The sequence below is a fragment of the Ornithinibacillus scapharcae TW25 genome (assembly GCF_000190475.1).
Classification (GTDB): Bacteria; Bacillota; Bacilli; order Bacillales; family Amphibacillaceae; genus Ornithinibacillus; species Ornithinibacillus scapharcae.
On sequence record NZ_AEWH01000059.1, the window covers coordinates 115,748 to 134,911 of the forward strand.

Genomic DNA, 19,164 nt, shown 5'->3' on the forward strand with positions numbered 1-19,164 from the left:
AATACACTAAAGTCAAAAAAATATGTATTAAGCCCTTAGTACACCTCTAATGTGTATTATATGCTTAATACACGATTGGAGTCAACTGGTTTTATAATTTTTTCTTAGGTGATATGATTAAATACATACCATGATGGTTACTAGGATAATAAATATAAACATAAAGAGGGGAAAATATGAAGTTAGTATCCTGGAATGTTAACGGATTACGTGCTTGTGTCCGAAAAGGTTTTTTAGATTATTTTAATGAAATAGATGCTGATATATTTTGTATTCAGGAAACGAAATTACAAGAAGGCCAAATAGAACTAGAATTAAATGGTTATCATCAGTATTGGAATTATGCTGAGAAAAAGGGTTATTCTGGTACTGCTGTATTCACAAAATTTAAGCCTATCTCGGTTAAGTATGGATTAAGCAATGAAGAATCTCAGGTAGAAGGAAGAATTCTAACTTTAGAGTTTGAGAACTTCTTCTTGATTAATGTGTATACACCAAACTCTCAGCGTGACTTAGCCCGGTTAGATGTACGATTGGAATGGGAGGATGTTTTACTTGAGCACGTACTTGCACATGATAGAATTAAACCTGTTGTGCTTTGTGGGGACCTGAATGTTGCTCACCGAGAGATTGATATCCGTAATTATAAATCAAATTATGGTAACTCAGGTTTTACGGATGAAGAACGTGAAAAAATGACACGATTTTTAAATGCTGGTTTCATTGATACACTTCGATATTTTCACCCAGATACGGAAGGTATCTATACTTGGTGGAGTTATATGAAGACTGTCAGAGAGCGAAATATAGGTTGGAGAATCGACTATTTTATCGTGTCCGAGAGACTACGAGAGAAGCTCATCGATTCTAAAGCAGATACAGCCATTTTTGGAAGTGATCACTGTCCTATCGTGCTAGATATAAGCTTGTCTTGATTAAACTAATTAGTTGGTGCATAGCACCTCGAAAGGATGATATAAATGGAAACAGAAATCAAATTAACTTCTCTCTCCTCCAAAGGCGGATGTGGATGTAAGATTGGTCCTGCGGATTTATCACAGGTCCTCCGCAATCTTCCCACCCCAACAGTTGACCCGAATCTTTTAGTTGGATTAGATACCAGTGATGATGCAGGTGTATATAAACTTACAGATGATATCGCGATTGTACAAACACTAGATTTCTTTACTCCAATTGTCGATAATCCGTATGATTTCGGACAAATTGCTGCAGCAAATGCGATTAGTGATGTCTATGCAATGGGAGGCAAACCCCTAACAGCATTAAACATCGTGGCTTTCCCTATTTCAACTTTAGACAAAGAAATATTATCCGAGATATTGCGCGGTGCTGGTGATAAATTAAAAGAAGCAAACGTAACATTAGTTGGCGGTCACTCCATAGATGATAAAGAGCCCAAATTTGGATTAGCAGTAACAGGAGTTGTCCATCCTAATAAAGTGAGAACAAATGCAGGCGCAAAACCTGGCGATAAATTAATTTTAACGAAGCCAATCGGAGTTGGTATTTTGACAACCTCTATTAAAAAGAATCTGTTGTCAGAAGAAGAAATAAAACGCGTTACTTCCGTTATGGCAACCCTAAATAAAACCGCAGCCGAAGTAATGGAAAAATATAATGTACACGCAACAACAGATGTAACAGGGTTTGGCCTATTAGGTCATGGCTCAGAAATGGCAATTGGTAGTGATGTAGGCATCATTATCGAAGCCAATAACGTTCCAATTCTTCCCCGTGTTCGTGAATTAGCAAAAGCTGGCTCTATGCCTGGTGGTACGAAAAACAACTATAATCATATCAAGGACGTCGTAACCTATCCAGATTACATGGACCTGATTGATCGACACATTCTATGTGATGCGGTTACCTCAGGAGGACTACTAATCTCCGTAGACAAAAACGATGCTGAAACCTTGCTATCAGAACTACAAGAGAATGATGTAGAAGCTCGTATTATTGGAGAAGTTACAGAAGAGAATAAAGGTAAAATTATCGTACGTTAATAAAATAGAAGGTGTAATTATGTTTCAGGATATTTCCTTACAAGATTTATTAGAAGAACGTAATAAAAACAGCCGTACATTAGTAGATGTTCGATCACCTAAAGAATTTGAGGAAGCGACTATTCCGGGAAGTATCAACATACCAATCTTCAACAATGAAGAACGCGCAGAAGTTGGTACCATATACAAACAAATTGGCCCTGAAGCAGCTAAAGAACGTGGACTAGAAATTTTCTCAAAAAAACTACCTCAATATATTGCAGAGTTCAGGAAGCAGTCTAACAAGCCTGTTACTGTATTTTGCTGGAGGGGTGGAATGCGTAGTAAAACGGCAGCTACAGTTCTAGATTTAATGGGTATAGAAGCAAATCGACTTATAGGCGGTATCCGAACGTACCGTGATTTTGTTGTCTATATATTAGAAAAGAAACAATTCATGCCTGAATTCATCGTTCTCAATGGATTTACAGGAACCGGCAAAACAGCAATTCTTAAGAAGCTCGCAGCAAACGGCTTCCCAGTTATTGATTTTGAGCAAATCGCCGGGCATCGCGGGTCAATATTTGGCCATATTGGTTTACATCCTAGTAATCAAAAACGGTTCGATTCTCTACTAGTAGAAAGCATGATGAATTACCAGCAAGCACCTTTTGTCTTTGTAGAAGGTGAGAGCAGGAGAATAGGGAAAGTAGTAATTCCTGATTTTATTTATGAGAAAAAACAAAAAGGACTACAACTTATCCTTCAAATGCCATTGGAAGAACGTGTAAAAAACATCCTAGATGATTATTCTCCGTGGAATACTCCAGAACGATTCATGGAAGCTTTTAACATTATAAAAAAGAGAATACACACGCCTATCGCAAAAGAGATCGAAGGGTTATTGCAACATCGTAGCTTTATAGAAGCAACAAAGCTTTTGCTTGAGCATTATTATGACCCTAGGTATAAACATTCCACAAAGGAATTCCAAGGTGAAATAATCACCATACAGGTACAAAATATAGATGATGCCTATCAAAAAATCATAGATGTTCTACATTCAACCGCTATCCTAGATAGTGCGCAATTTATGAAGTAAAGAAACGGAAGCCTGTAGTATCGGCTTCCGTACCTTCCTATTGTTTCATTTTTTGAAAATAATCAATCATACCTAATGCACTAACTTGCATATCCAAATTTATCAATATATACACAGGATGATCATCTGGCACTTGTAGCGATCGCAAATGTTCTCGAACTTTGCTAAGTAATCGCTCTGCAAGAACATCATAACCCTTTCCTTCTGAATAAATCTTCTTCCCCTCAACTACAAAGATATCCAACCATTCCTTAACCTGATGTAATGCTGCTGTTGTTTTAAGTGTGTATCCAAAATGACCATAATATATAAAATCTAAATTCATATCCAACATACGGTCAATCGATTCGTGCATAGCAATCGGGTCAAAGTGATTGGGCGATGTAGAAGGTAAGAACAGATCAATACCAAGGGAATCTAATTGTTCATAACGGACTCCAGCTGTATCGCCAGTAAATAAACCATTACTGACAGGGTCATAAATACTGAAATGGTGACGCGCATGACCTGGTGTGTCTAAAAATTGGAGCGTACAATTGGGACCTATTTGTAACGTATCTCCTTCACCTTTTTCAATTAATTTGTCCTCCGGTATCGGATCAATTGGATCAAAGAATTCAGAGAAACTGTCGCCATAGATAGCTCTTGCTCCACTAGCTAATTTTCTAGGATCCATTAAATGTCTTTTCCCACGGGGATGAACAATAACCTTTGCATCAGGACATAACTTCAACAGAACTCCTGCACCACCAGCATGATCTAAATGGATATGGGTAACGATGATGTATTTCACATCTTGCAAACGATGTCCTAAGTCCTCTAATCCTTTTTTTATATACTTGATTGAGGGACTCGGCCCAGTTTCCACAAGTGTTAGCTCTTCTTCTTCTATAACATATGTACCAGTTCTAGAAGGAACTCCCATATCAAAGCCATCAATTAATTGAATGCGGTCTGTTAACTGAATCGGTAATCTTCCTAGCATACTTCCCCTCCTTTATTTTCTATACCCTTATCGTAGCATTTACCTTTTGAAATTTCATTATATTCATGTTACATCCTTCTAATCGTAATTAGAAATACAACCAAAACTTTTATATTTTACCTAATAAATACCTGGGATATATAATGTCGCAATAGAAAATAATATACTTGATTCTTCTTAAGGAGGGTATTCCATGAACATGATGAACAACCAACAACAAACGCAAAATCTTACCGGTACTTCTCAAATGCCCGCTCAAATTAGCCACGGTGGGCATGAACTGTTCGATGCACATGAAGCAATTAGTGGCTTAGTAGGCGGCATGGAACAATATATGATTTATGAGCAATATGTTCAAGACCCGCAGCTAAAGACGATGATGCAACAGCACAAGGCTTTTTTAACGCAAACATACAACACGCTTGTGGAAACGTTAAAAACAGGAAATGAGCCTTCGGTTAAGACACAGACTTATAACATGGCAACAGGCAATGATGTCCTTTATGGAATGACACCATCACAACCAAAGAAGCCCGCGCAATCTGTTTCTGAAATAAACGATGAATGTGTGTCTGGTTTTATGATGGGCTGTCTGAAATCTAGTGCCTCAGCGTTTACGATGGCTGCACTAGAAACAACGAACCCAGTCTTAAGAAGAGTCTTCGCAGACAGTATTCCAAACATCATTGAAATGGCATATGAGGTTTTCTTGTATCAAAACAAACATCAATATTATCAAGTTCCTCAATTAAAGCCAGAAGACATGCAAAACTATATCAACAGTTTTGCACCTGTTCAAGGAACCATGCCACATTAATATTAGAAGGTGCTCGAGGTTCTGAGCACCTTCTTATTATGACTGAATCTTTAGGAATTCTATACGGTGTAATACATATAGTCATGGAAAGTTAAATTTAGTACAGAATACCTATTTTTTGCTATTCCAATAGCATGAATTAGAAGCAAAAAAAGAAATTTCATTTGGGATGGATTCCGCATGAAATTTCCTCTATCTAATTTCCTCTATCTATAGTTTTTGTCCATAATATTTATCTATAGAGAAACCTCTACCTAATATTTCTGAAGCATTAACAAATATGACAAAAGCATCTGGTACTTCTTGTTGTAAAACTCCTTTTAGTTTTACCGCTTCGGTTTGTTCCGCTACACATAGAATTAGTGTTTTATCCGAATTGGAATATCCACCTACAGAGCGAACCTTCGTTAGTCCACGGTCAATATTCGTTCTTATTAATTCCTGAACTCTCTCTTCTTCTTCTGTTATGATGACAATTAGCTTATTGGCAGACGTACGTAATTGGATAAAATCAATCGCTTTACTCGATATAAAAATAGCCATTAATGCAAAAAGAGTTAATTCCAAGCTGAAAACAAATATAGAAAATGTTACCACTACACCATCAACGATCAATTGTGTATAGCCGCTCGATTTACCAGTGAATTTTTTTAAAATCTGCGCAATAGATGCTGTGCCACCGGTGGAGCCCTTTCCTAAATAAACAAAACCTAATCCGACACCCAGCACTATTCCACCATAAAGCGCGCCTAAAAATGGATCGGTAATTGTAATTGGAGTATTGGAAGTTAGACCGATAATAAACGGTACCCAAAATGTACCCAGCAAGGTTTTCCCACCAAAATCTTTTCCTAAAACCAACCATCCAATAATAAATATAGGTATATTTATGACAAACTGAGTAATTGCTGGACTAAGCTCAAACATTTCATATAAAATGGTACTTATTCCTGAGATACCACCTGCGGCTAATTTAGATGGTAGTAAAAATACGTTATACGATAATGCAACTAATGTGGCACCTAAAACTACTAATAAATACTCTCTTATCAATCTTCTATGTTGTGATTTCATATTCTTTTCCTTTCTGATTCCGACAAGCAAATAATATTCTATCATAAAAATCTATTGAATTGAACACCGTCGTTTAGGTCTAAAGACCCACAAAAACACCATTTGCCCAAACTTTCCCAATAGAAATTTCTGGTAATTCACTTGATTCATAGATTGTTTTGCGTTAAAATCAAAACTTGACGACTTTCTCATTGAAAGTTTATATATAAATAGTTGTATCTGCAGATTGGAATAAAATCTATAATTTCTTATTTGCAAAAAAAGATGGGGTGAATACGATGAAAAAAATCTTAACATCAAAAATGTCCTTCTTTTTTGTAGCTGTACTATTACTCTGGTTAAAATCGTATCTAATTTACGTAAATGAATTCAACTTAGATATTAAAAATGGAATGCAAGAGTTCCTACTCTTCTTTAATCCATTAAGCTCTGCACTGGTTTTCCTTGGTTTCGCATTATTTGCTAAAGGAAAACGAGCTGGAATATGGATTATCATCATAGATGCTTTAATGAGTATACTAATATATGCCAATGTCGTGTTTTACCGATTTAATAATGACTACATCACATTGCCAACTCTAACACAAACTGATAACTTCGGTAGCTTAGGTGGTAGTATAGCAAGTCTAATTCAAGGTACCGACATTATCTACGCGCTTGATATCGTCATCCTAATCGCATTATTTATGTGGTTTAAAAAAGGATGGAGTACAGAAAGAATTAGTCGTAGAAAACCAATATTAGTTCTTATTATTGGTCTTATTGCATTTTCATTTAACTTAGGTTTAGCAGAAGCGGATAGACCAGAACTACTAAAAAGGACATTTGACCGTAATTATATTGTGAAGTATTTAGGAATTTATAACTTCGCCATCTATGATGCGGTTCAAAATATTAAATCATCATCACAGCGTGTTTTAGCGGACAGTGATGACATTACAGAAGTAGAGAACTACACCAAAAATAAATACGCAGAACCAAATCCCGAATTATTTGGGGTTGCTAAAGGGAAAAATATTATTAAAATCCATTTAGAGTCTTTCCAATCTTTCCTAATCAACTATGAACTTCATGGTGAAGAGGTTACACCTTTCATCAATTCATTAATCAATGATCCGGAACAAGACTTTACCTATTTTGATAATTTCTTCCACCAAACAGAGCAAGGTAAAACTGCTGATGCTGAGTTAATTACCGATAATTCTATTTACGGATTACCACAAGGGTCAGCATTTGTTACAAGAGGTACTAATACGTACCAAGCACTACCAGCAATTTTGCACCAACAACAAGGATATACTTCAGCCAATTTCCACGGAGATTACAAATCGTTCTGGAATCGTGATGAAGTGTATAAACAATTTGGAATCGATGTTTACTTTGATGCAAGTTACTATAATATGAGCGAAGAAAATGTGATCAACTATGGACTATTGGATAAACCATTCTTTGAAGAATCTATTCCAATGCTTGAATCGTTAGATGAACCGTTTTATGCTCATTTGATGACACTAACACATCACCATCCATATGTTGTACCGGAAGAGTTAGCAACGCTTGCACCTGCTGAAACTGGTGACAAATCCGTTGATACGTACTTCCAAACAGCACGATATCTGGATGAAGCACTAGAAATGTTCTTTAATGATTTAAAAGAAGCAGGATTATATGATGATTCTGTCATCCTTCTTTATGGAGACCATTATGGTATTTCTAAGAACCATAATCGTGCTATGGAAGAACTGCTAGGGGAAGAAATCACCCCTTATAAAAATGCTCAATTACAACGTGTACCTTTCATCATAAAGGTTCCTGGAGTAGAAGGAATGGGAACAGTCCATGAATTCTCTGGCCAAACTGATATGATGCCTACATTGTTACACCTAGTAGGAATTGATGCACAAGATTATATCCAATTTGGAACAGACCTATTCTCAGAAGGACATAAGGAAATCATTCCATTCCGTAATGGAGATTATATAACACCAGAATACAGTGTAGTTTCTGGAACCTTCTACAATAACGAAGGTGAAGAGATAGAACCAACAGAAGAGATGCTAAAAACGAAAGATGAAGTACTACGTGAACTTGAACTTTCTGATAAGCTTTTAAATGGAGATCTTCTACGTTTCTATTCACCAAATGAAGATTGGACACCTGTTGATCCATCAGAATATCGTTATGGTAATGAATCTGGAGTTCCATTTCAAGTAAAACAAGAACCAGAAATACCATTAGATCAACGACAACCATATATCACGAAATAAACTAAACGAGTAATCTGAAGGAATTTTTTCCTCTCGATTACTCGTTTTTATTTTTGCGCTTTGCTTATACTAATCATTGAATACTCCAGAAATGAGGTGATATTATGGGACGTGGTGACCATAATCGTGCAGGTGGTAAAAACTTTCTGGCTCAAACTCCGAAGAATCAATTGTCTGATGGAATTGATGTAGAGTATTCGGAAGAGCTGGCAGATCATGATGATAAAGAGGCACAGGCGAGATCTGCTGCAGCTGATAGTCGAGTTAAAAAAAAGTAATATATGGTAGGTGGCCTATAATGGGCTGCCTACACTAATTGCAAAAAGAAGTTGCGCACTGAAATAAGTACCCATCACCATATAATCAGCCAATCTAAACCTTACATAAAACTTATTACATGCTAATATTGCATCCGAAATAAAGAATAAAAAAGCTGCGGTTATCACTAGTACTGACCCGGTAAGTATTGCTAAGCTAAGCATGGTGGAGATAATAACAATATAGATAGCAACTGCCACGATGAATAATTTTCCGCCTTGCTTATAAACCTTTGGATAGAGTATTTTTAAAAATACTGTAGCTAATATTAGGATGAATATAATTAGTGTTGCCGAAGTATTCGAAAATACGAATGTCCATGATGTCAAAAATCCTACAATATAGATGATATGCGCAAGCAGGAAACTAGCTAAACCATGGATAAACCATTTATCTTCAAGCATCAGAAACACATCACCTGCTAACGAAAAAATCAATGCTAATAATACATAGAAACTATATGAAGTATGTAATGGGTTTATATACATGGCTAAAATTATAATACATAACATCGTACCTGGCTTTAGTATGTATTTCCATGCCTGTTTATTTAAATATATGGCAAATACGAGATACGCTATACTTAATATAACAATCAAGCATACTAGAAAATATTTCAAATACATCTCCTCCCTTACACTAAATAGTTCTCCATTTTATATAAATATCCTCTTTCTTTGCAGTCTAGTATGTTCTTTTATACAATAAAACTAAAGTGAGGTATCAATAGATGAGTAAGAAAAATGTTGAGGATTATCTTACAGAAGGTATCTATGGAACGCGTCTCCCTAAGCAAGAAGAAAGGGATTATTATTTAGGTACGTTGCGAGAGCGAATTGTCATTGCACTTACGATAGGTCAAGTGATGTCTGACAAAGGTATACAACAACTCGAGAACAGCTTACAACAACATAAAAATGCGAAGCTCTTAATTAATGGCAAAATTGCTTCTAAATTCCTTAAAGTAGAGAAGGAGTTAGCTAATAAGTATCACGTTCCTTACACCATAGTCTCAAATGAAGAGGTAGAAACTGATATCGGAGCCGTTTTGGCATATGATTACGCAATCGATAAAGAAGAAATCTATATTGAAGATATGAATCATGAGCAACTAACAAAAGATGAGGTAGAGAAAAAAACATCTTTCCTGTCTAAGTTAAAGCGTCTTTTTTAAAGATATCTCCCCGTATATTTTAGCACCTCCACTCCATACTAAGATTGGAGGTGTGTATGATGACACAAAAGTATCGTTGTCCTAATTGTAAAACCAATCGTTCACGCTTTAATATAATTGAGCAAGTAGCCAAACCAGTAAAATTAGATCCAGAAACCGGGGATATCTTAAATGACTACACGAACAGCCAAGTAGAGCCTTTTCACACTCTATATAATGGTCCAAAATATCGGATTCAATGTGGGTCATGTGGACTGGTTGAAGATGAAAATACATTTATTAAGTTCGGCGAACGTCCTATTTAGAAACCACAGATATAACTGTGGTTTTTATATGTTAGGAAACGTTAAAATCGGCAAGCCAAAGTTATGAAATTTACCACTCTCAAAATGCAGCAAGTGAATCTCAAATATTTCTTATCGCGACTTTGGATTACTTAAACAAGTGTTTTTCTGTTACACTTATTATGGAGGTGTTATTTTATGCGTTTATATAATAAAAAAGTAATTGCATTAGTCGATCAAGAATTTGAAGACTTAGAGCTATGGTACCCTATTTTACGCCTACGTGAAGAAGGGGCCACTGTACATTTAGTAGGCCAAGAAGCTAATAAAGAATATATAGGGAAATACGGTGTCCCGGCCAAATCGGACTACGCATTTCATGACATAGATATAGTTGATTATGACGCAATACTTGTACCTGGAGGATGGGCTCCTGACAAATTAAGACGATATCCTGAAGTACTTCACTTTGTGAAAGAAATGGACAAAGCCAAAAAGCCTATCGGTCAAATCTGCCATGCTGGATGGGTACTAATTTCCGCTAAAATTCTAGATGGAAAAAAAGTAACCAGTACCCCTGGCATTAAAGATGATATGGAAAACGCAGGCGCAACTTGGTTTGATGAGCCAGTTATTATCGATGACCACATCATTTCCAGTAGAAGGCCACCTGATTTACCTCCTTATGTCAAAGCATTCGCAGATAAGCTGGCAGAAAGCTGATTAGTCTTTCGGTTTAAGTGGTAAGTCTATTTCGTAGATTTATAGAGATTTGGAAGGAACCCATTATTTAATTAATGGGTTTTCCTTTGTCAGAGATGTCTTTACTAATCTTTACACACAGAAAACGTTTACATATAATAAGATTAATGAAAAGAACTGGGGAGGAGTATTATGAATCAAATAGAAGAAGGTACTTTATTATGGAAACCGAATAAAGATCGAATCCATCAAGCAAATATCACGACTTACATGAATTGGCTTAAGAATAAAAAAGGCCTTGACTTCCATGACTATTCCTCCGTTTGGCATTGGTCGGTTCAACATATCGAAAGTTTTTGGGAAACCATATGGGAGTATTTTGATATCCAATCACCAACTAATTATGATAAAGTCCTATCTTCTCATAAAATGCCTGGTGCAAAATGGTTTGAAGGTGCAAAGGTAAATTATGCGGAGCATGTGTTTAGAAATTATAAAAGAGATAAAACTGCGATCATTCATACCTCTGAAATCCGCACTGGAAATCAGGAAGTTACTTGGGAGAAGCTATATCAAGATACGACTGCTCTCCAAAAATCACTTAAAAGCCTAGGAGTCACTAAAGGAGACCGTATTGTTGCTTATATCCCTAATATTTATGAATCTGTTGTAGCCTTACTGGCAACCGCTAGCCTTGGAGCAATTTGGTCTAGCGCCTCCCCCGATTTCGGGAAACAAAGTGTAATAGATCGTTTTAAACAGATCGAACCAAAGGTTATGATTACAGTCGATGGCTATCGTTATGGTGGCAAAATTTTTAATCGAATGGATGTTGTAGAGGAGATACAACGTGAGCTACCAACATTAAAGGCAACAATTGCTATACCCTACCTAAATGAATCGGAATCCTTCACAGACTTGAATTCCGTAACACTTTGGAATCAAGCCATTCATGATTTTAGTGATGAACTAACCTATGAGCATGTGAACTTTAATGATCCACTTTGGATATTATTCTCTTCTGGAACGACTGGCAAACCAAAGCCAATTGTTCATAGCCAAGGTGGAATGTTGGTAGAACATCTAAAGGCATTAACTTTCCATACTGATTTACATGAAAATGACCGCTTCTTTTGGTTTACAACAACTGGTTGGATGATGTGGAATTACCTAGTTGGTGGCTTACTTACTGGAAGCACTATTATTCTTTATGACGGGAATCCCGCATACCCGGATAAAAAAATGCTATGGAAATTTGCAGAAGAAACTAAAATGACCATTTTCGGAACATCTGCTAGTTATATTACGGCATGTATGAAAGATGATTTTTCACCTAGTAATGAATTTGATTTAACCCATTTAAAATCTATTTCATCAACTGGCTCACCGCTCCCACCTGAAGGATTTAAGTGGTGCTATGACCATGTAAAAGAAGACCTCTCCATCGCTTCAATTAGCGGAGGGACAGATGTTTGTACAGCATTCGTATTAGGCGTTCCTACCCTTCCTGTATATGCTGGAGAACTTCAATGTCGTGGCCTTGGAGCAAAGGTGGAAAGCTACGACGATCAAGGGGAACCCCAGATAGATGCGGTTGGTGAATTGGTACTAACAGAGCCTTTTCCAGCCATGCCCATCTATCTTTGGAATGATGAAGATGGCAGTCGAATGCATGATAGTTATTTTAATATGTATCCAGGCATTTGGAGACACGGTGATTATATTAAAATTACAGGGCATGGAACATGTATCATTTACGGTCGTTCCGATGCAACAATTAACCGCGGTGGCATTAGAATAGGTACGAGTGAAATCTATCGAGCAGTCGATCAAATAAAGGAAATTGATGATAGTTTAATAGTTGATATTCCATTGGTAAATGGCGACTCCTTTGTACCGTTATTTGTTTTAATGAAGGACAATCATGAACTTACAGATGAAATTGTTACAGCTATTCGAAATCAAATTCGAACACAATGTTCACCAAGACACGTTCCTACTGATGTCATTCCGGTTAATGATTTACCCAGAACATTAAATGGGAAAAAGTTAGAGATTCCTGTTAAGAAGATATTAATGGGGCAACCAATCGATGTAGTTGCGAATAAAGGGTCCTTAAGTAATCCAGAATCACTCGTATTTTTTGAGCAATTTGCTAAAGAAAGGCTCAATATTACAAAATAAAAAAGAAGGAAGGGAATGCGTATGCTTCCCTTCCTTCTTCGTTAATTAGATTTCATTGTGTACATGACGACCTTTCCAGAACCAGTACGAAGCCGAATTAGATTGTCACCATGTCCAACCTTCCCTACCATGTGATGCTTTTTCTGCGTTTCCATTTGCATTGGGAGATTGGTAACAATACCGCCCGAACCAGTCTTCACATCAAACATCGAATGTATGTCAAAATCTTGAAACTCCACATTAATATTACCGCTTCCAGTCTTTAGGTCTAAAGAAGAATTTTCGGAAATAGATATTTTAATATTTCCAGAATAGGAGTTCCCCTTCATAGACCCTTGGAAATCCCTAAAATCAATTACCCCTGATCCCACTCGAGCATTTGTCTTTTCTCCCCAAAAACTTTCCGCACTAATTTTTCCCGAACCCGCTTCTAATGTTACATTTTTATAGTAAACTTCTTTTATATTAATTCGCCCAGACCCTGTTGAAAGTGTTAAATCATCGCCCTTAATTTCCGAAACTGCAATTTCTCCAGACCCTACTTCACCATTAATATCACCATAGGAAGATCTAATCATAACCTTTCCTGAGAGTGCTCTAAACTTTAACATATCTACGTTTAACTTATTTACAGAGATTTTTCCGGATTTAGTATTCAATTCGGCTCTCTCTGTAATCACATTGGATAACTTTATACTACCTGAGGTCGCACTGACCCGAATCGTTTTTGCTAGTAGATTCTCTGCTGTAATTCTTCCTGATGTAACACGTATATCCCAGTTGGTAGCTATATCACTAGGTACATAGATATCTAATCGACATTTAGGAATATTTCCAATGACGATCGTCGGGCCATTACTTTCTCGCTTTGCACTTATTGTAAACGAATCTTCCTTCTCTATCGTTTCTAACACCGGACCATTTTCATATGTTTCAAAGCTTATATAAATTCTTGGTTGATCGTGTACAATAATCCCAACATCAGCTATATCTGCTGATAGGTTAAAATCGTGTAGCTTTCGGATTTCAAATGATCGTTCCTGCCCTATCGTTTTTCTTGAACTATTTAATAAACCTTTCAGAATCCCCATGTATTCATCCCCTTATGTCCTGTTATTTATATTAAGTTTACAGGAATGGTTCATATAAACAACATCCTTATGAAGGAGAATCCCTCCGTCTCAAGACCGAATTTAATTATCAATAAAGCGGTCTCGCATATCCGGTGTTGGGATCATACAAGATTCCCTTTTTCCAAACCATTTGTAGCGGTTCCGAGCAATACATTCATAGACGAGATTGCGTATTGGTTTTGGGACTATGATAAATACATACAGTACTTTCCAAAGTCCGCTTAACCCTTTGCATACCTTAAGGGCAGCAGTTGACTTAATATGTAAGGTTCCACCCTCTAAATAGATAAAACTATCAATCTCTTTAGGCAATCTATGTTTCAAGATAACTTGTTGACCAAAATCACTTTGAAGCGAGGCAAACTGATATATCCCTTTTGGATCCCTTTTAATGACAAATTGGACACTTGAATTGCACAAATTACATTCACCATCAAAGAAGATGATTCGTTTCAAATGTAACTCCCCCTTGTTCATGTAGGAAAAGCGCTCATATTAGAGCGCTTTTCTCAATATTTAGGTTTCAGCTGCTCTGGGATTAGCCTTCTCGTTAAGAGACTTACAATGATATAAGCAAAGAACGAAGCTATCACTGGAACTACTACGGCATGCATACCAAACGGTTGGAAAAGAGATGAAATAGAATCAAGAGAACTTGCAGATAGAACGTTGGTTAATGCCTTTGGTAAGAGATCGGATAACGTATATAGGCTTACACCAGTTATAATGGATGCGATTGCTCCATACTTGTTACCTTCCTTCCAGTAAAGTCCAAGAACTACTGGCCAAATAAATGCTGCTTCAAGACCCCCAAAGGCAAACAGATTCAGCCATATGATTAAATCTGGTGGATCCAATGCCATTATCAGTACAATCACACCCAATATCGCGGTAACTGCAAGGCTCAATCGCTTTACTGTTTGGTGTGTGGCGTCTGGCTTGATATAGTTGATATAAACATCTTTTACAACAGTAGAACTAACCAATATCAATAAAGAATCTACTGTCGACATGATAGCAGCCATTGGTGCAGCTAACACAATCCCAGCAAGCCAAGCAGGCATAGTTTCCAGTGCGATTAATGGCATTACTTTATCCCCTACATCAATACCTGGTAAGATAGGACGCGCAAAAACACCAATTAGATGCATATTTAACATAATAAATCCAACCACAATAGTTCCGATTATTAACGCCCGATGCATGGATTTAGCATTTTTATACGACATTGCGCGTACTGCTATCTGAGGTAGTGCAATCACTCCGACCCCAACTAATATCCAAAAGGATGACACATACGCTGGACTTAATGTTCCTTCTGCACCAAAGGGAGTAATGAGATTCGGATTTTCTGCTTTTAAATCAGCAATAATATTCGGTATCCCTCCACCGGCAATAATCGTGGCAATTAGTAATATTAATGTCCCAATGAACATAACGGTCCCCTGTACTGCATCTGTTAGTGCAACAGCTCGAAATCCACCAATGGTCACATAGATAAGTACTGATGCAGCAAAAATAAATAACGCTGTTATATAAGATAAACCTGTTAACGATTCAACTAATCTAGCTCCACCAATCCATTGTGCAGCCATAGCAGAAAACAAAAAGACAATAATACTTATAGAAGAAAGGATGACAACCACTGGAGATTTATATCGCTCTTTTAAGTAATCTACCATTGTAATTGCTTTATATCTTCTTGTCACAATAGCAAACTTTTTCCCAAGTACCATTAAAACAAAATAACCTGTTACTACTTGTGACATAGCTAACAACACCCAGCCAAGTCCCTGTGTATAAGCCGTTCCAGGACCACCGATGAAACTGCTCGCACTTCCATACGTGGCCGTCATCGTCATCGCTAGGACAAAGCCACCTAAACTTCTTTCACCAAGAAAGTATTCTTGCATAAAGGTTTTAGACGACTGCACATACCTACTGGCATATAAACCTACCCAAAAAATGATAGCTAAAAAAATAATTAACGGAATAATAGCAACCCAATTCATTTATTCATTCTCCTCTTCCTCGTCGAAGGGAATTTCAACAAAAAACATTTTGATTACCAAGATGACTAAAACAACCATAACAATAAAACCTACTACACAACTATAGAAAAACCAATCTGGTAGTCCAAAAATATAGCGATATTCATCTGGGTCCTTACTACCTAACCCATATGCAAAAGCATACCACCATATAAAATTTATAATTACTAAACCTACTCCTATCAAGGCCTCCCGGTTAGCAATTTTAATCCAGTTATGTTTTTTATCCTGCACGACTGAACCTCCTTAACTGGTCATATGTACAAATCATATTTCTACTATATAGTATAAGGTATATAAATGGAAATACCCGCCAACACCTGATGGGTTTTAAAGTTTCCTATCCTATTTTTTAATTAATTTAATAAAAAATGCAATTTTGTTGCTTATTATTCGTCTAATGTATTGAAAACCAGGGGGTGATGTACGTGTCGCATGAAACAATTTCAGATTGGTTTGAACGCTATGGGAATGATATTTATCATTTTTTAATATATCGTGTGGGTCCATCCGAAGCAGAAGACTTACTGCAGGAAGTCTTCATAAAAGCATTAAAGGGATTTAACAGTTTTAAAGAGAATGCTACGCCAAAGACGTGGTTATTTAGTATTGCGCGCAATCTAGCTATTGATGAATCGAGGAAGAAAAAAGCAAAGAAATGGGCTAATACGGTTCCACTTGATGATGCCAATGAACCAAGTACAAATGTATCACCAGAAACCATCATGGACCTCAATGAGGATACGAAAGCAATATACCGTTGTATCCACCAATTAAAATCAAACTATCAAGATGTCATTATTCTAAGAGGAATAAAAGAACTTTCCGTTCAAGAGACAGCAAAAATTCTAAGATGGAGTGAAAGTAAAGTTAAGTCGACACATCATCGGGCAAAGCTAGCATTACATGAAGAACTAAGGAGGTGTTTCTCTTATGAAGAGACCAAATCACCTAGAATCGTTAGATGAACAATTACGAATGATGCCCAAACCGGACATAACCAAACATAGAGCTTTACAAATCAAACAAACGATTTTAAATACACGTGTTACACAAGCGACTCGAAAGAAGAAACGTAATTTTAGAGCAATTAGTTCTACGATTGGAGCACTAGCAGCTATTTTAATTTTTGCGGTATTAGTAATTGGGAATGCAGGGCAAGAACAAACTCAGGCTACATTACCACTGTTGGATTTAGTTGAGGGGGATATCGTAAAAATAGATGGAGCTATTAACGAGGAACACTATTCAACGGAAGAGTCACCGATGATTACATTATTTATGGAGACTGTTGGATCTATGGAACTCACTGAAAGCAATGTAAAGAGTTTAAATGGTTTAGAAGAAAAAGTCGAGCTCTATGATAAAGATGGCGAACTGCTACAGGTGCTTCAATTTAACAGTAATTCTGAACTAGTCTCCATTGATGGCATTCTGTATGAAGTTGAATCTTCCAAATGGCTGGAATTTAAAGAGAAGTTCTTTACAGATGAATACCTATTATCGCAAGAGGACGGAGAAGGAAAGTCAGAGGATGATAATGGAGAGGAGATTTCAGTACTATTTGATGATGAACTAGCTAAGGCACCTAGCGAAAGAAACTGGGATAAAATTATTGACTTTGTACAGCAAGGCGCTAACCCGGATAGAGCACTTCTTATCGCCGCAAAGGAAAATCTAGAATCTATTGTCTTAAAGCTTTTACAGTTAAACGCAAACCCTAATGTAACAAACAATCAACTAGACACACCATTAACGATAACTACTAACACAAAGGTAGCCTCCCTTCTATTAGAAAACGGGGCAGACATAAATCATCGGAATGCTCGTGATTATAATGCTTTAGTCATTGCTGTTTATGGGCACCAATCAGAAATGGTGAAGATCCTTTTAGAAGCTGGTGCAAATCCAAATACAACTGTTACTTCCAACAGTGATGTTTCCGTACTATGGATGGCTGGCAAGGTAGGTAATAAGACAATTAGTGACCTATTACTTCAGCATGGTGCTACGCCAAAGGAAGGATATGAACTAGAAAATTGGTTGGTTAGCCAGAAACCATCCTTGTCCGAGATGTTAGTTCCAGAGAGTGGTCTTCTATCATTGTCTGATATTGGTAGATTGCCGAAATTGCCAGCAATTCAGGTGCCAGCAGATTCCACTTCTTTTCCTGCTCAATTTGAAGAGCCCTTTGAATCCTATAAATTAGAGGGTGGCACGGCAGATGTTTATGGCGATCACATCTTCATTAAAAACGATGATGAAAATATGTATTCGGCTTACCGCTATGAATTGAATCCAGGAGATAACGTGACTGTAGCCGATATAGAAAATGCTCTAGGTGCTCCGAGCTCTTTGAACGATGCTGAATCTATGAGTATCATGTCTTATAATCTGAAGCACTATGAGCTACGGTTCATTTACGATGGAACTGTTTCCTACCCAAAAAACGAAACAGACATTATAGCGATGGAGTTGCATTATAAAAAGCCAGGTATTAAGGAACATGCGGATACCGTATTTAGCATACTTGCAGAACATAACATGGAAGAACTATCTAGCCATGTTCATCCTGAAAAAGGTGTACTAATAGCACCGTTTCTTCAGGTAAAGCCTAATGACATGTCTGAGAATCATGAGCCTTTAATCTTTCATACAGAAGAAATACCAAGCTTATTACAAGATACAACCGTGTATCGTTGGGGTGATCATGGTTCAAGTGGTTTACCAATAGAATTGACACCAGCAGGTTTCTTTGATGAATATCTATATACGAAAGCACAGCCTGATACCTTCTACGTCAATCAACAGAATTTATCCGGTCCAGAATTTTTCACTGAGACAATTAGAGATGTATTCCCTGTTGCTCATATGGTTCAGTACTCATTCTATGAGACAGTGAAAGGTGATGACCTAAGTTGGATGCAATTAACATTAATATTTGAAGAATATCAAGGTGAATGGAAACTTGTCGGTATGTTGCATCGAGAGTGGACACCTTGATATGCAAAAGGCGAACCTCAATTAGGTTCGCCTTTTTATTTTCAAACAATCCAGCCTCGGTGAACAC

Annotated in this window: 19 protein-coding genes; 12 read left to right on the forward strand and 7 right to left on the reverse strand. The window is 37.0% G+C overall.

Annotation, left to right across the window (positions count from 1 at the left end):
• Positions 1–176 precede the first annotated feature (176 nt).
• From G5W_RS0116185 to mnmH, 3 genes are read left to right on the forward strand one after another with little or no spacing between them, the layout of a single operon-like run.
• Complete coding sequence (locus G5W_RS0116185) at positions 177–935, forward strand: exodeoxyribonuclease III (protein WP_010098267.1); 759 nt, start codon at positions 177–179, stop codon at positions 933–935.
• A gap of 45 nt (positions 936–980) precedes the next feature.
• On the forward strand, positions 981–2,024 hold the full coding sequence (selD, locus tag G5W_RS0116190; protein WP_010098269.1) for a selenide, water dikinase SelD: 1,044 nt from the start codon (positions 981–983) through the stop codon (positions 2,022–2,024).
• Between the two features lie 19 nt (positions 2,025–2,043).
• Entirely contained in the window at positions 2,044–3,105 is a 1,062-nt protein-coding gene (gene mnmH, locus G5W_RS0116195) for a tRNA 2-selenouridine(34) synthase MnmH (RefSeq protein ID WP_010098270.1), read from the forward strand.
• 37 nt (positions 3,106–3,142) lie between these two features.
• Here mnmH and G5W_RS0116200 read toward each other — a convergent pair whose 3' ends face one another.
• Positions 3,143–4,090: an MBL fold metallo-hydrolase gene (locus tag G5W_RS0116200; protein ID WP_010098271.1), complete on the reverse strand. Its 948-nt coding sequence runs from the start codon at positions 4,088–4,090 to the stop codon at positions 3,143–3,145.
• Positions 4,091–4,292: 202 nt separating this feature from the next.
• On the opposite strand from G5W_RS0116200, the gene G5W_RS0116205 reads away from it, so the two are divergent.
• Positions 4,293–4,907 carry a spore coat protein gene (locus G5W_RS0116205; protein ID WP_033445743.1) on the forward strand — a complete coding sequence of 205 codons (615 nt, stop codon included), beginning with the start codon at positions 4,293–4,295 and terminating at the stop codon, positions 4,905–4,907.
• 210 nt (positions 4,908–5,117) lie between these two features.
• Here G5W_RS0116205 and G5W_RS0116210 read toward each other — a convergent pair whose 3' ends face one another.
• Positions 5,118–5,981, reverse strand: a complete 864-nt coding sequence (locus tag G5W_RS0116210) for a YitT family protein (RefSeq protein ID WP_010098273.1) — start codon at positions 5,979–5,981, stop codon at positions 5,118–5,120.
• A 278-nt stretch (positions 5,982–6,259) separates the two neighbouring features.
• Between G5W_RS0116210 and ltaS the strand changes: the two genes are divergently transcribed.
• Positions 6,260–8,248, forward strand: coding sequence for a lipoteichoic acid synthase (gene ltaS / locus G5W_RS21445; protein WP_010098275.1), 1,989 nt, complete (start codon positions 6,260–6,262; stop codon positions 8,246–8,248).
• Positions 8,249–8,352: 104 nt separating this feature from the next.
• The gene (locus tag G5W_RS23405) at positions 8,353–8,526 is read left to right on the forward strand and encodes a YfhD family protein (protein WP_010098277.1); all 174 of its coding nucleotides are present in this window, start codon (positions 8,353–8,355) and stop codon (positions 8,524–8,526) included.
• Positions 8,527–8,541: 15 nt separating this feature from the next.
• On the opposite strand, the gene G5W_RS0116225 is transcribed toward G5W_RS23405, so the two are convergent.
• Positions 8,542–9,186, reverse strand: a complete 645-nt coding sequence (locus tag G5W_RS0116225; protein WP_010098278.1) for a lysoplasmalogenase — start codon at positions 9,184–9,186, stop codon at positions 8,542–8,544.
• Positions 9,187–9,296: 110 nt separating this feature from the next.
• Between G5W_RS0116225 and G5W_RS0116230 the strand changes: the two genes are divergently transcribed.
• The 4 genes from G5W_RS0116230 to G5W_RS0116245 all read left to right on the forward strand — a co-directional run bounded on the left by G5W_RS0116230 (position 9,297) and on the right by G5W_RS0116245 (position 12,910).
• Entirely contained in the window at positions 9,297–9,740 is a 444-nt protein-coding gene (locus tag G5W_RS0116230) for a YueI family protein (protein WP_010098279.1), read from the forward strand.
• 59 nt (positions 9,741–9,799) lie between these two features.
• Positions 9,800–10,045: a hypothetical protein gene (locus tag G5W_RS0116235; protein WP_010098280.1), complete on the forward strand. Its 246-nt coding sequence runs from the start codon at positions 9,800–9,802 to the stop codon at positions 10,043–10,045.
• Positions 10,046–10,222: 177 nt separating this feature from the next.
• Complete coding sequence (locus G5W_RS0116240) at positions 10,223–10,747, forward strand: type 1 glutamine amidotransferase domain-containing protein (protein WP_010098281.1); 525 nt, start codon at positions 10,223–10,225, stop codon at positions 10,745–10,747.
• A gap of 171 nt (positions 10,748–10,918) precedes the next feature.
• On the forward strand, positions 10,919–12,910 hold the full coding sequence (locus G5W_RS0116245; RefSeq protein ID WP_010098282.1) for an acetoacetate--CoA ligase: 1,992 nt from the start codon (positions 10,919–10,921) through the stop codon (positions 12,908–12,910).
• Between the two features lie 41 nt (positions 12,911–12,951).
• Here G5W_RS0116245 and G5W_RS0116250 read toward each other — a convergent pair whose 3' ends face one another.
• The 4 genes from G5W_RS0116250 to G5W_RS0116265 form a co-directional block, all read right to left on the reverse strand.
• Positions 12,952–14,001 carry a DUF4097 family beta strand repeat-containing protein gene (locus tag G5W_RS0116250; RefSeq protein ID WP_010098284.1) on the reverse strand — a complete coding sequence of 350 codons (1,050 nt, stop codon included), beginning with the start codon at positions 13,999–14,001 and terminating at the stop codon, positions 12,952–12,954.
• A 102-nt stretch (positions 14,002–14,103) separates the two neighbouring features.
• On the reverse strand, positions 14,104–14,499 hold the full coding sequence (locus G5W_RS0116255) for a thiol-disulfide oxidoreductase DCC family protein (protein WP_010098286.1): 396 nt from the start codon (positions 14,497–14,499) through the stop codon (positions 14,104–14,106).
• Positions 14,500–14,552: 53 nt separating this feature from the next.
• A complete protein-coding gene (panF, locus tag G5W_RS0116260; RefSeq protein WP_010098288.1) occupies positions 14,553–16,055 on the reverse strand; it encodes a sodium/pantothenate symporter in 1,503 nt (500 codons plus the stop codon).
• Complete coding sequence (locus tag G5W_RS0116265) at positions 16,056–16,328, reverse strand: YhdT family protein (protein ID WP_010098290.1); 273 nt, start codon at positions 16,326–16,328, stop codon at positions 16,056–16,058. It abuts the gene before it with no gap.
• Positions 16,329–16,516: 188 nt separating this feature from the next.
• On the opposite strand from G5W_RS0116265, the gene G5W_RS0116270 reads away from it, so the two are divergent.
• Both G5W_RS0116270 and G5W_RS0116275 read left to right on the forward strand, forming a co-directional pair.
• Positions 16,517–17,062, forward strand: a complete 546-nt coding sequence (locus G5W_RS0116270) for an RNA polymerase sigma factor (RefSeq protein WP_033445731.1) — start codon at positions 16,517–16,519, stop codon at positions 17,060–17,062.
• Complete coding sequence (locus G5W_RS0116275; RefSeq protein WP_010098292.1) at positions 17,028–19,097, forward strand: ankyrin repeat domain-containing protein; 2,070 nt, start codon at positions 17,028–17,030, stop codon at positions 19,095–19,097. The genes G5W_RS0116270 and G5W_RS0116275 overlap by 35 nt, the downstream gene beginning before the upstream one ends.
• The last annotated feature ends 67 nt before the right edge of the window (positions 19,098–19,164 follow it).